Origin of the sequence: Alkalihalobacillus alcalophilus ATCC 27647 = CGMCC 1.3604 (assembly GCF_000292245.2) — a bacterium.
Classification (GTDB): Bacteria; Bacillota; Bacilli; order Bacillales; family Bacillaceae_D; genus Alkalihalobacillus; species Alkalihalobacillus alcalophilus.
Map to the genome: position 1 here is coordinate 24,772 of NZ_ALPT02000028.1, position 14,182 is coordinate 38,953.

A 14,182-nucleotide genomic window follows, 5' to 3' on the forward strand; every position below is an offset into this window, starting at 1 on the left:
CCTTAATCTCTTAAATTTCTGCCAGTCAAATGTAAAAAAACGTCTTCTAATGTTGGTGATTTTACTTCTAACGCCTTAATTTTGACACCTATTTCATTTGATTGGTTCACTAATAAGTCAAATAAATCATAAGAATGGGGGGCAATAATTTTATAAACTAGTTCCGATTTTTGTGATACTTTAAATGCTTCATTCTGTTTGAGCCGTTCATATAGAGCTTCATTGCTTTGCATGATCGCAAGCTCTACCGTTTGATCCGAAGATAATATAGCCTTAAGCTCCGAAATGGTCCCTGAAGCAATGATATTCCCTTGATCCATTATATAAACTCTGTCACATACCGCCTCAACCTCCTCCATATAATGGCTTGTGTATAATACCGTAACATTACTCTCTGATTGTAACTGCCTTACTAAGTTCAAAATATGATTTCTTGATTGCGGATCAATCCCGACAGTCGGTTCATCCATGATTAAAAACTCTGGTTGATGGAGCATAGAGGCTGCGATATTTAAACGCCTCTTCATCCCACCTGAGTACGTCTTTACTCGATCCTTTTTTCGTTCATATAGTCCAACCAATTTTAGCGTTTCTTCTATTCTTTGTTTTAATCGTTTAGAATCCATTTTATAAATTTTTCCAAAGAATAAGAGGTTATCTTCAGCAGAAAGCTCATGATATAAAGCAATTTCTTGTGGGACAACACCAACGATTTTTCGCATTTCTTTTGGATTTTCCCAAACTACTTTTCCATTTAAACGAACTTCACCACTAGTAGGTTTTAATGAGGATGCGATGAGTGAAATAGCAGTAGATTTTCCTGCTCCATTTGGCCCTAGTAACCCAACTGACTCCCCTTTTTCTAAAAAAAGATTAATCCCTTTTACGGCTTCGTTCTTCTTATATTTCTTTTTTAAATTGACGACCTCAATCATCTAACAGCCTCCTTACCGTTATCTATCTATAGCTTAAACCTTTAATAAAAATCGCCCTACTATAAAAAGTCATTTCCTATGTACCTGAGTAGTGACTTTAGTCATTTTTAGAAATCACAAAATCATTAATTCCCACAAAAAACCCCTAAAAGCACATCAAGCGACTTTTAGGAGCACCTATTCAATCTTCAATATCATGTTTTAGAGCAAAGATAGCAAGTTGTGTCCGGTCACGCAGCTGTAATTTTGTTAACAATTGGCTCATTAAGTTTTTAACCGTCCCTAATGAAAGGAATAATGTATCGGCAATTTCCTGATTGCTTTTGCCTTCTCCTACGAGGAAAACAAGTGAACGCTCTCTTTCTGTTAATGGAATCGGCAAGGGCTTTTTCTCTTGTTTGTTCCTAAATAATTGCGGAACGACCTTGGCTGCAACTTGCTCATCTAAAGCCATTCCACCTTCAAGAGCTTTGTCAATTGAATACAATAGACGCTCACGGTCAGCATCCTTTAATAAATAACCAACCGCACCAAGCTTTAAAGCCTCTATTGCATAAGCATCATCAGCAAACGTTGTGAGGATTAGAATTTTAACTTTTGGATATAACTGCCGTAACTTTTGAGTCGCTTCAAGTCCATTCATTTCTGGCATTCGGATATCCATAATAATTAAATCAATAATATGTTTAGGGTAGAGCTCGAGTGCTTCCTTGCCATTACACGCTTCTACTATCACTTCATTTTTTCCTGAATATTCGATCATCATTTTTAAACCTTGACGAACTAAAGCTTGATCTTCCGCTAATAAAATTCGATTCTTAACCATTCTTTATCCCCTTATTCAACTCATGATTGTGATGCCTTTAACGGTAAATAAGCTTCTATTTTAAATTCATTATTTGTTTTTAACACTTCAAAACGGCCCTCTAATTGTTCGACTCGTTCTCTTAGATTCGTTAAACCAAAACCATCCTTCAGAGAACGTTCTTCAGAGTAATATTTATTTTTCACCGATACAGTAAAGGCATAATTGGCGATTCCTTCAAAAATCACTTCGACCTCTCTTGAATGTGCATGTCGCATTGCATTCGTTAATCCCTCTTGAACAATTCGATAAATCGTAATCATTTGCTCATTCGTTAAAGGGGCAGATAAAGCTCCTTTACGGGTGATTAAATTTACTTGAATATGACTTTCCGATTCTAAACGGCGAATAAGCTGTATGACCGAAGAAAAACCTTTTAGTTCTTCATTTCGTAATGCCTGAACAGATTGCCTCATTTCCGTTAAGCTTTGTTTGGCAAGTTCCTTTGCTTGTCGTAGGGCAACTTCGTCCACTTCCCCGCTTTCTTGGGTAATTTCAACCATCTCAAGCTGCATCGCTAAAGCGGTTAATTGATGCCCAACATTATCATGAATATCCCGAGCAATTCTCGTCCTCTCTTCCGCTCTTGCATTTTCCTCTTGAACTTGTAACTGCCTTTTTAATTTCCGATACTCAATTAATAATGTTTTCCAATCTTCCTCATATGCTAATGCTGCCTGTTCCCTTTTATTTTTCTGCCAAAAACTAAATAACAGCAGAGCCAAAATCGCCGTATAAAAAAGCGAAAATGAAATGTCACGATACAAAATCAATGGAATAAATGTGACTCCGACAATCAGACCAAACAACCACTTCTTTTTTGCAAAATCATTAATCAAAAATAAGAGCCAAAAATACATTAGCCATGGCATCTGCATTTCTACTGAGAAAAGTAGAAGCTGGGCCAACATCGCCATACTAACGAGGATTCCGACTAAATAAAGTCGATTCTTCCACAATGGTTCTGTGCTCACTATGGCGACAAAGCCCCCAACCCAAAGCCAAAAACCTGGATGCAACCTCAATTCTACATTTTCTAATAGGATAAAAAAGATAATAAAGCATCCTGCCATAATCACTTTCATTTTGTCTGTCCTTTACGTTCATTTGTCTCTTATTCTAACATTTTTATCCTATTTTTGATGGTTTTTTCCGAAAAATCAATTAACTAAAATCGTAAATCACTTAAACGATCTTTTTTGAGCGTCCATGTGACCCCGAGCTTTTTACAAATTGTTGCATAATGGAGTAAGGTCAGCAATACAGCACTCATATTCATCCCGATAATAATTCCCCCCATTTGGAACTGTGGCATTGATCCAAGAGTAAACATCATGACAAACGAAATAATGGTCGTAATCACAGAATGAATAAACGCATCCTTCACTAGTCCAAGGCCAATTAAATAAGCCTGCATCGGAATCACAAAATAGTGAAAAAGGAAATATGGGACAAGCAACTGCAAATAACCAGCAGCTGGAGAATTCTCAAAGAACAAAGTCGTCAATTGATCGGCGTATAAATAAAATATCGCGACAATTGGAAAACCATATAACCCTGTAAAAATTAGCACTTTTCGCAATAGATTATGAAGCTCTTCATAATTCCGTTTACTATAGGCTTCTGAAACGGTTGGAATTAGAACAATTAATAACGAATGAGCAATAAAAGCCGGAAAAAAACCAATCGTAAATGCGACTCCGGCAAGCTTGCCATACTGTATCACCGCCATCGACTCCACTAAACCGGCCCGCATTAAAGCCGCTTTAATCAAAAATGGTTTCATCGCAAAAGTTGCCGCATGGAAAATTCGTAAACCGGTCGTTGGTAAAGAGACCTCTAATAATGACTTTCGTACTTTCTTTCCTGGGATTTCAGCTCTTGGCTGCTTTCTAAACCCCCGCATTTGCCCGACAAAAGCTAAAATTAAGTAGGTTAAAACTACCATTTCACAAACAATAACAGCCGACAAGCCGACTAAAATAGCTGTTTGTAAATCAAACTGAAACAATTGAAAAATAATGACCAGAAATAGGAGTTGAACAGCCCTTCTTAAAAAGTTAGCAATCGCAATTTTTGACATCTTTTGAGCACCCATAAAATAACCACGGGCAACAGAACTAAATGTAATGACCGGTATTAAAATAATAAACAACCATTTCACTAACGGATGATAGTGATCAAAAACAGGAATGAGTGGAAACACAACGAAAGCAATTAAAATAAAACCAACCGTACAAAGACTTGCAAAACGAAGAGCATGTTTAAGCATACTATAATGAAATAACTCTTCTTTTTCAGCAACAAATTTAGAGATCGAAATCGGAAGCTCAAGACTCGCAATGACAACGATAAATGCAATTGTCGGAAAAATAGACATATATAAACCGAGTCCTTCTTCACCTAATTCCCTCGCTAACACAATATTAATGATAAATTCTAAACACTCTCCTAGGAAAGCGGCAATCATTAATAACAGAGCACCTTTCACAAATCGGTTCATAATTTCTCTCCTCATCTATATCTCTTACTTCACTATATGAGACAAGATCAGAAAATATGGTACTAGCTTTGAAGCTGTCTCGTAACAAATTCCTCTTCCTGATGGTTTCCTTCCTATGTTTCTGCTTATTTCAAAAAAATAAAAAGCCGAAAACCCTTTTTCGGATTCCCTGCTTTTCGCCATTCTTCTATCTTTTGATAGATGATTTTTTTATTTGTCTTCTTCATGTTCAATTCCACTTGTCGCCAGCTCCATCTGTCTATCTAAATCTCGTGTATAATTTCGTTTCTGTTCATTCGTCCATTTTAATTTTCGCCCGAGCCAATTTAACGTTCGATTTTTTGCTTTTTTACGAGCCCTATATCAAAAAGTAACAGCGAGGAGCGCCTCACATAATAATCAGCCGGACAAACGGCCATTTCATGCTCCAAACTATAGAGGAGAGTCGAGGAAACAACTAAAGGCAATCCAGTTCGTTCTAACTCCCAAAAATGCTCTTTCGCCAGCTCGAATATTAACTGACAATTTGAACCATACTTTTTTATGATTTGCCTCGCTTCCTCTTCAGAAAAACCGACTTCCTTACCAAAGGGAATCTTGTTCTCAATAAATTGCTCAAACTGGGCTGAGCCACCTACTTCCCCTCCTGAAAGAATCACTTTATTCGTTTCACTATTTGGAAGCTGCCGACTTTCACTTTCTTGAATTCGAGCTGCAATCACGCTCATCGTCTTTTCGGCCATTTTACGATAACCGGTTAACTTGCCTCCTGCAATCGTAATTAAACCAGATTTCGCCAAAAATAATTCATCTTTTCTTGAAATATCAGAAGGGCCTTTGCCTTGTTCGTGTATAAGTGGTCTAAGTCCTGCCCAACTAGATTCGATATCCTCCTCTTTTAGCTTTTGTTTGGGGAATAAACCATTTATTGCACGAATTAAATACGTTAAATCCGACATCGTCATCTTTACTTCTTTTGGGTCGCCAAAATAGTCCGTATCCGTTGTTCCGATATATGTTTTTTGACCACGTGGTATTGCAAAAATCATCCTTCCATCGTTAAAAGGTGTATCAAAATAAATTGCATCATTAATTGGAAACTTTTTTTGATCAATGACAATATGAACCCCTTTTGTTAAGTGTAAATACTTCCCTTCTTTTGAACGATCTTGTTCTCTCAAATGATCAGCCCAAGGGCCTGTTGCATTGACAATATGTTTGGCATAAATCGTCTTACTTTGCCCTGAAAGTAAATCTTCCACTTTGACACCGACCACTTTTTTATCCTTATAAATAAAATGCTTTGCTTCAACGTAATTAACGGCCTTAGCCCCAAGTTCATATGCTTTTTTAATAATTTCAAGCGTGAGTCTTGCATCATCTGTTCGGTATTCAACATAAACCCCTGAACCACGCAGACCGTCTTGTTTTAATAAAGGTTCACGGGTGACCGTTTCTTTTTTGGAAAGCATTTTTCTCCGTTCGACTCGTTTAACCTGGGCCAAATAATCATATACTTTTAGGCCAAGAGATGTCGTCAACCGTCCAAATGTTCCACCTTTATAAAAAGGCAGCATCATTTTCACTGGGGTTGTCACATGTGGGGCATTTTCATAAACAATCGCTCTCTCCTTCCCTACTTCTGCTACAAGTTTAATTTCGAATTGCTTTAAGTAACGTAACCCGCCATGAATCAATTTTGTTGAACGGCTCGATGTCCCACTTGCAAAATCATCCATCTCAATTAATCCCATTTGTAACCCTCTTGATTGTCCATCTAAAAGGATTCCAGCTCCTGTGATGCCCCCACCAATAACGAGAACGTCAAGCTCCATTTTTTCCATACTTTCTAAAATTTTTGGTCGGTTTTGATAAGAAAAGTTCACTGTTCATCCCTCTTTTCTATCCTGATTCTCTTCTTAAACGGATTCACATTTCTTCGCCTTAGCAAACCTAAATACATCAGATAGCTCCTCTTTTGAAACCTTCCGTCATTTTTTTCTTGACATTATTTTTTTCTCTTGTTAGAATTTCTAACGAACGAACATAACTTAATACAAAACCCATGTGGATTTGTGGACTTTTCAAGGAAGGACTTTCCTTTCTTTTTTCGCCACACATTAATGACCTTCATTGATGTGTGGTTTTTTGCTGTTATAAATAGTTATGAGAATGAAGTGAATATCCTTACTTTTTTCTAAAAAAATTAATTTGATTTAACTAAGATCATTTGAATTGAGGTGTATTTTTTATGAAACAATCGATTTATCCGTTAGCTGTCTTATTAGGTGGGGCCTGCTTTGGTGTTCTTTCAACATTCGTTAAGCTCGCTTATGCCCAGGGCTTTCAACTTGCAGAAGTAACAGGAAGTCAATTTATTATTGGAACTCTATTAATCTGGCTACTTGTATTGTTTACAAAAAAACAGAAAATCACAGGAAAACGCTTTGCGATTCTCGCAGCAGGTGGTATTCCGATGGGATTAACAGGGATTTTTTATTACCAGTCCTTACAAACTTTAGATGCTTCACTAGCGATCATCTTTTTATTCCAATTCGTTTGGGTTGGAACGTTACTTGAATATATTTTAGACAAGAAAAAACCAAGTAAACAGAAGCTCGGTTCCATTTTTCTATTAATCATTGGTTCCATCTTAGCCGCAGGAGTCATCTCTGGTGGTTTTGCAAATATCTCAATGATAGGTATAGTTTGGGGAATTTTAGCAGCGATTAGTTTCTCATCCTTTGCGTATGTTAGTGGAAACGTTGGTAGAGAATTACCACCAATCCAAAGAAGTGCCATTTTTGCGGTAGGTGGCTTAATTATTACGTTTATTATTTTCCCACCACTGTTTTTGCTTGAACCAACAACAGTCATGGCAATAGCTCCATATGGTTTATTATTAGGATTATTCGGAGTCACATTGCCGCCATTATTATTTGCGATAGGTATGCCACATGTCGGAGCTGGTTTGGGAACCATTTTATCATCGTCTGAATTACCGGTTGCTTTACTGATGTCGATTCTGATATTAAATGAACAAGTGCTCTTTTCACAATGGGTGGGAGTCGTTATCATTATTTTTGGAATCATCTTCGGAAATATGAAATTCAAATATAAGAGCCTAGCCATTCATCAACAAGCAGAATCCTCCAATCAGCATTCTGCTTAAACAGACCCAACTCCCGCACAGGATATTTTGTATCTCATTGCGGGAGTTCTTTTTTACACACGCCACCAATCCAAGCTTTACGCACCAAAACAAAAACAGCAAGCTAATTAGCTCACTATTTCCTGGAAAACAAATCATTCGATTAATGAAGCTCGGACATCAACTATTCGGCCTTTCCCTGCTGTTTGTCAGCATTTTCACTCATCAAGGCGTCACTCGCCATGCACCTACTGTTCTTCCATTCATATAAAGCGGCAGTGAAATTTGTACATCTGTTCCAACACCTTCTCGACTGTAGAAAGTGACTTTTCCACCCATTTGTTTAATTAATTGAAATGATACCATCGTCCCTAAGCCAGTGCCTTCTTTTTTTGTCGTATAATAAACAGTCCCGACTTGTTTAAGCTGCTCCTGACTCATTCCTTTACCATTATCACTAATTTTAATATAAGCTAGCCCTTTACTTTGATGAACTTTGATATTGATTTTTCCTTCTCCATTAATAGCTTCAATTGAATTTTTAATAAAATTAATCAAGACTTGTTTAAACTGATAACGATCTGTCTTAATATCAATATTTTCTGTATATATAGCCAGCAGCTCAACATTTTCCTTCAAAGCTAAAGGTGTTAACAAACTGACTACTTCCTGTATACATTTGGTAACGCTCACAACTTCAATCTTGTTCAATTTTGGTTTGGCAAAATCTAAATAATCGGTCACTATATACTCCGCTCGCTCAAGCTCGCTTAAAGCTAAATTATAATATTCAACTTCATTTTCCCTTTTAGAATCCTCTCGCATTAACTGCAAAAATCCTTTCACAACAGTAAGGGGATTTCGAACTTCATGGGCAATTGAAGCTGCTAATTCAGCTACAGTATTTTGCCTTTCTTTCTGAATAATCTCTCCTAAAATTCGGTTCTTTTCATTAATTAATTCATATAATAGCATCGAAAATAACGTTGTTAAAATAAAAGCAATAAAATAAAAAACCATATGATTCATAAGAAGAATCATCGCCGTCGACTCCAATGAAATAAAGAGTTCATCAGCTATTGACAAAAACTTCAAAAACAAACTAAAAAAAGCTAATGCTAAGAGGATAGCGATTTTCGTAATACGAGAACGACTAAATTGATATTTCATAGACATAATATGGCTCACTACAGCGATAACAATCGAAGTCAAAATCGTCGCCAGGTCAAAAGCATAAAAAAAATTGAAACCGACCAAAACAGCAGTTACTACCCACCCTACTCTTGCTCCGCCATATAAAAAACTGAGAATTAAAGGGATATAGCGAAAATCCCAAGGTACTTGAAATTCAAAATAGGACACACTCATACAAATGAGAGCGACTGTCGAATGTAGGATGGCTAAGAACCATGTTGAAGAGTTGCTCATTCTTTTGCCATTATAAAATAAACTCATTAGAAAACCTGGGGTTAAAACAATTAACACTTGTAATAATAGCTTTTCTGCAACTAACACACGCCTCACTCTTCTCCTTCCACACATATAATATAAAAGGATAATTCGACATCAATTTTTAATAACCTCCATTTTTTTATAAAATACATTTATATTTTTTAAATATTTTGTATAATTACAAAACTTTTAGCTGTTAATTGTCACATAAAAAAAGCCTTTAAAATGTGCAGTTGGGCACATTTAAAGGCTTTTGACTATCTTCAATTTCTATCTTTACGCTCCATGCATATTGGCATAATAGCCTTTTTTCGCTAGGAGCTCTTCATGTGAGCCTTGCTCGATGACATTTCCGTCTTGTATAACAAGAATTTTATCTGCACGTTCAATCGTATTTAAACGGTGGGCTATAATGAAGCTTGTTCTTTCCTTCATTAACACTTGTAGAGCTTCTTGAATTTCCATCTCAGTAATCGTATCAATACTACTCGTCGCCTCATCTAATATTAAAATGGCCGGGTCTGCAAGTATCGCACGTGCGATCGAAAGCAATTGCTTCTGCCCTTGGCTAATTCCACTTCCATCCTGATCGAGAACCGTATCAAAACCATCCGGCATTTTTTTGATAAAGGCTTCGGCATTAGCAAGCTGGGCGGCTTTCTCCACTTCTTCATCGGTTGCATTCAATCTTCCATAACGAATGTTTTCACGAATAGTCGCTTCGAATAAAAAGGTATCTTGCAAAACAAAAGCCATTTGCGAACGGAGGCTTTCCGTTTGAATCAGACGTATATCTTGACCATCTATTTTTATTTGACCTGAAACAGGATGATAGAACTTCGCTAACAAATTAACAATCGTAGTTTTACCTGCCCCAGTTGGACCGACTAAGGCGAGCACATGACCGGCAGGAACATGAAAGCTCATGCCAGCGATCGTTGCTTGATCTGAATCATAAGAGAAAACAACTTGCTCAAACTCAACATCGCCTTTTAAAGAGCTCACTTGCTTCGCTTCTTTTTTGTCCTTTTCCTCTTCTTCATCCAAAATATCAAATACTCGCTCCGCACCCGCAACAGCCGATAACAGCATGTTAAACTGGTTCGCTAAATCGTTAAGCGGTCGCGTAAATTGCCTCGAGTACTCGGTAAAAATCACGATCGTTCCGACTGATACATGTCCGTTTAATGCCAAAATAGCTCCGATCCCGGCAATAAAGGCAAAACTTAAGTTGTTTAAGACGTTCATTACTTTTGGTATAAATCCAGAATACGTTTGAGCCCAAAAGCTGGCACGTCTTAATTTTTTATTTTTTTCTCTAAATTCACGAATTACACGGTCTTCTTGGGAAAAGGTCTTGACAATTTTTTGCCCAGAAATCGTTTCTTCGATATAACCATTTATTTCTCCGACTTGTCGCTGCTGCTCTTTAAAGAAGACTGATGTTCTCTTTGTAATCCACTTCATTCCAAAAAACATTAAAGGAATTACTAACATTGTAATGACCGTCAGTAGCACACTTTCAAATAACATGACCGCAATAATTCCGACAAAGGTTAGCACACTTGAAAAAATTTGGATAACGGAACTATTTAAAGTAGAGCTAATATTTTCAATGTCATTTGTCACTCTGCTCATTAGCTCGCCATGCTGTCTTTTATCAAAAAACGGAAGTGGTAGTTTGTGTAAATGCTTTACAAGCTGAGTTCGTAGCGTAAAAATCGTCTTTTGAGCAATCCCTACCATCCAAAAATTTTGAAGCCAAAGCGTCAGCGAATGAAGGAAATAAACAAGAGCTAACACGAGTAATACTTGAACGAAAAAATCAGTTTCTCTTGATACTAAATAAAAATCAACAGCTCGTCCCACGATAAAAGGACCGACTAAGGCTAAAGCCGAAGACAAGACAACGAGTAATAAAATAAAGAAAATTTTCAGCTTATAAACGGCTAAATAACTCCACACCCTTTTGATCGTTTGATACCAATTTTCTACTTTTGGTTTACCTTTTTGTCCAGCTTGCTTTTGTGGGGGTGTTTGCTCAAGGGGAATTCGCTCATATTTAAATGGTTCTTTTAGTTGTTTAAGCATTCTCAAACACACCTCCACGTTCTTGTGACTGAACAATTTTTTGATAAAGTGGAGATTCCTTTAACAATTGATTATGGTCACCTGTTGCCACAATTTTTCCTTCATCAAATAATAAGATCCGATCAGCCGCCTGGGCACTCATAACCTTCTGTGTAATAATTAATGTCGTACACTCATATTGTTTCAAGGCTTCTAAAAACCTTTTTTCTGTTTGCACATCTAGAGCACTTGTACTGTCATCTAAAAGTAAGATTCTCGGTTTTCGAATTAATGCTCTGGCAATCGAGATTCTTTGCTTCTGTCCACCTGATAAATTCACACCTTTTTGTCCAATTCTCCCATTATATTGTTCTGGCAGTGATAAAATCGTCTCGTGGATTTGAGCATCAATCGCTGCTTGTCTTATTTGGCTATCATTTGCTCCCTCTTTCCCCCAAGCAATGTTTTCTTTGATCGTACCACTAAATAAAAGGACCTCCTGCTGTACGTTGAAGCAAAGTCATATACATATGGGAACCGAAGTTATATACATAAGAGAAATTTCACTTAAATAGCATCATTATTCTCTATCTGTTGGGAATCAAAGTTATATACATACCGAAAGCGATGACGCAAACTCATATGCATTCTCGTGTGTCCTTTTTAAGAATAGTAATTGGTAAATCTTTTTTATTTATTCAATCAGCTATTTTATTTAATATTAGTGTAAAGGTCTTACTAAATAAAAAGGTTGGTTGATTACCATGGCCCTTAGCTCAGAAAATAAAGATAAAACATTAAATAGTTTTCCTTGGTTTGTAAAAGAATATTTTGATAACAGTAATCTAGTAACACAAACCAAAGAAGGTTATATTATTGATCTTCTAACATTTTTTAATTGGCTATCGAATTCAAAGCTAAATAACTGTTTAATTTCGGAAGTTTCTCTTAAAGATCTCCAAAATCTTAAGGCTCGTGATATAGTGCAATTTAAAAAATACTTAGAGACAAATATCTTCAATCCTAGAAATAATAAATCTGGTCTGAGCGATTCTGCAGTTTCACGCAAGCTATCTGCATTGAGTTCACTTTTTAATTATCTAGCTTATAAAGCAGAGTTTGATGATGGTGAACCTTATCTGAATTACAATGCTGTCTCTCACATTAGAATAACCAAAGTTAAAAATGAAAATATCAATAGTATTAAAAAGCTCGATGACTCACTATTTCTTACTGAAGAAGAATATAACAAATTCAGGACTTTTATAGTGAAAGATTATGAATTAATGATTAAGAACAATAGACAGTTGCTTTTATATCAGCGTAATAAAGAACGCGATATTGCCATTATATCTTTACTATTGGAAAGTGGATTACGTGTAAAGGAGCTCACTAATCTGCAATTAGAGAATTTAGATTTAGAAAAAAATAAAATAATTACTAATGACTGCACTCGAAGCACTGTCGTCTTACCTGAACAAGCAAAGGTAGATTTAGAAAACTATCTTAAGGTTCGAAAGGTGCGTTATAATCCCAATGAAAATGTAGTTGATGTATTCATAACCAGGTATTCTCAAAGTGCGAAGTCACTTAGTGTTAGAGCAGTTCAAAATATAATCGACAAGTATGCTGAAGCTTTTGGAATGGTTGGACTTACTGCACAAAGACTAAGGTATTCTTTCGCGATTAATTTGTATAAAAGAACAAATGATTTAAGATATGTTAATGATCAACTAGCTCAAAAATCTACAAATTTGAAATGGTTCTATAATAGTTTCGAGGACAATTTATAACATAATTAAATTTCAGTCTTAGGTATATCCATATTATCAACAGCATTTTTCAAATCATCATTCTTAATGTGTGTATATATCATAGTTGTTTGAATAGAAGAATGACCAAGTTGCCTTCTTAGTTTAGGTACATCATTTATTTCCCTATGGTATCTTGTTGCAAAAGAATGTCGCAGTTTATGAACTGAAAGAGAAGGTTTACCATATGCAAGTGCATACTTTTCAACCATTTTTTCAATGGCTCTGGCACTTAACCTTCGAGATGTTCCCTTTGGTCCCATTGGAGCAGATACAAAAAGCGCTTTTACACCTTTCTCGACTTTATACCGTTCGGTTCTTACTGTTAGGTATTCCTGTAAATCGTCCATCGCTAATTTACTAAAATAAACGAATTGCTCTTTGTTCCCTTTACGAATTGCGCGTGCTGTAAATTTGTTAAAATCGATGTCAGCCAAATCTAGGTTTACAACTTCGGATAGTCTAAGGCCTGAACCTAGAATTAATGATATGATGGCTGTATCTCGTTCCTTATTTAAAATATGAAAGTTAAATATTTTTTTGTTGTTTTTATTTATTTGACCGTAATCGTGGGAGATGAACTGCCTAAAGGCTTCATATTCATCTCCCATGAGTATTTTCCCTTCCATTTTATTTGCAGTAGTTTCTATGCTGTCTTTCATTACATTAAAATCTATTTTGGCCATAACATTCCTGCTAATATATGGCTTTAAATCAGGCGTTTCAGCTATATTTTGTAGATAATTGAATAATGATTTTAAGGCTGAAAGTTTACGGTTGACTGTAATTTCTTTGTTTTCCAATACATATTCTAAGAAGCCTAGAAAACTTTCCATTTGTTGTACAGTTAATTTCTCCATTACTTCTAATGGGACCTCTTTGATATTACCTTGATAAATAGATTCAGATATAATCCAATTAAAGAAGATCTTAAAATCATGACAGTAATTCATCAGAGAACTCGAAGAAAGTTTTCTTCTCCTGTGATCAATAAACTCTCCTACGTACCATGGCAAATCCTTAAGTAACTGCTGCATTTTTATATAATGATTTTGTTGCTGTGAATTTATTGCCATATAATCACCTCATTTTAAGTAATTCTATAAATAAGTTTTAAATCCTTTAAATTTCATTACGTAAAAACAACATTTTACGTAATAAATTGAAGGTGATACTACATATAGAATTTAGATTTGTTGTTTTATGTTCAAAGCCAAAAAGTACGTACAGTAAAGACATGAATTTATGTACCAAAATCTTTAATTGTAATTACCAATCAAAACGGTTCCTTCTCCTTCCATAAACTGTTCTACTAGTACAAAATTTTATGTCTTAGAATTACAATGTACATACGTTATTTGTTTTAATTTAGAGACAAAAAACGTATGTACATTT

Annotated in this window: 10 protein-coding genes and 1 pseudogene; 2 read left to right on the plus strand and 9 right to left on the minus strand. The window is 35.8% G+C overall.

Features of this window, described 5'->3' with window-relative positions; translation table 11 throughout:
- Positions 1 to 2: 2 nt before the first annotated feature.
- The 5 genes from BALCAV_RS09330 to BALCAV_RS09350 form a co-directional block, all read right to left on the minus strand.
- Positions 3 to 935, minus strand: a complete 933-nt coding sequence (locus BALCAV_RS09330; RefSeq protein WP_003321444.1) for an ABC transporter ATP-binding protein — start codon at positions 933 to 935, stop codon at positions 3 to 5.
- A gap of 181 nt (positions 936 to 1,116) precedes the next feature.
- Positions 1,117 to 1,761, minus strand: a complete 645-nt coding sequence (locus BALCAV_RS09335) for a response regulator transcription factor (RefSeq protein ID WP_003321445.1) — start codon at positions 1,759 to 1,761, stop codon at positions 1,117 to 1,119.
- Positions 1,762 to 1,781: 20 nt separating this feature from the next.
- Complete coding sequence (locus BALCAV_RS21150) at positions 1,782 to 2,885, minus strand: sensor histidine kinase (protein WP_003321448.1); 1,104 nt, start codon at positions 2,883 to 2,885, stop codon at positions 1,782 to 1,784.
- Between the two features lie 83 nt (positions 2,886 to 2,968).
- Positions 2,969 to 4,303 (minus strand): polysaccharide biosynthesis protein, encoded by a 1,335-nt coding sequence (locus BALCAV_RS09345; protein ID WP_003321449.1) that lies wholly within the window; start codon positions 4,301 to 4,303, stop codon positions 2,969 to 2,971.
- Between the two features lie 326 nt (positions 4,304 to 4,629).
- Positions 4,630 to 6,189, minus strand: a complete 1,560-nt coding sequence (locus BALCAV_RS09350; protein WP_326938302.1) for a glycerol-3-phosphate dehydrogenase/oxidase — start codon at positions 6,187 to 6,189, stop codon at positions 4,630 to 4,632.
- 365 nt (positions 6,190 to 6,554) lie between these two features.
- Between BALCAV_RS09350 and BALCAV_RS09355 the strand changes: the two genes are divergently transcribed.
- Positions 6,555 to 7,475: an EamA family transporter gene (locus BALCAV_RS09355; RefSeq protein WP_003321451.1), complete on the plus strand. Its 921-nt coding sequence runs from the start codon at positions 6,555 to 6,557 to the stop codon at positions 7,473 to 7,475.
- 204 nt (positions 7,476 to 7,679) lie between these two features.
- Here BALCAV_RS09355 and BALCAV_RS09360 read toward each other — a convergent pair whose 3' ends face one another.
- The 3 genes and pseudogenes from BALCAV_RS09360 to BALCAV_RS09370 all read right to left on the minus strand — a co-directional run.
- On the minus strand, positions 7,680 to 8,969 hold the full coding sequence (locus BALCAV_RS09360) for a sensor histidine kinase (RefSeq protein WP_003321452.1): 1,290 nt from the start codon (positions 8,967 to 8,969) through the stop codon (positions 7,680 to 7,682).
- A gap of 213 nt (positions 8,970 to 9,182) precedes the next feature.
- Entirely contained in the window at positions 9,183 to 10,997 is a 1,815-nt protein-coding gene (locus tag BALCAV_RS09365; RefSeq protein WP_003321453.1) for an ABC transporter ATP-binding protein, read from the minus strand.
- Positions 10,990 to 11,484, minus strand: a pseudogene (locus BALCAV_RS09370) (ATP-binding cassette domain-containing protein); the annotation flags it as partial. The gene BALCAV_RS09365 and the pseudogene BALCAV_RS09370, both read right to left, overlap by 8 nt.
- Positions 11,485 to 11,740: 256 nt before the next feature.
- On the opposite strand from BALCAV_RS09370, the gene xerS (BALCAV_RS09375) reads away from it, so the two are divergent.
- Positions 11,741 to 12,769 carry a tyrosine recombinase XerS gene (gene xerS / locus BALCAV_RS09375; protein WP_003321456.1) on the plus strand — a complete coding sequence of 343 codons (1,029 nt, stop codon included), beginning with the start codon at positions 11,741 to 11,743 and terminating at the stop codon, positions 12,767 to 12,769.
- A gap of 5 nt (positions 12,770 to 12,774) precedes the next feature.
- Here the strand turns inward: xerS (BALCAV_RS09375) and xerS (BALCAV_RS09380) are convergent, their stop codons facing one another.
- Positions 12,775 to 13,863, minus strand: coding sequence for a tyrosine recombinase XerS (xerS, locus tag BALCAV_RS09380; RefSeq protein WP_003321457.1), 1,089 nt, complete (start codon positions 13,861 to 13,863; stop codon positions 12,775 to 12,777).
- Between the last annotated feature and the right edge of the window lie 319 nt (positions 13,864 to 14,182).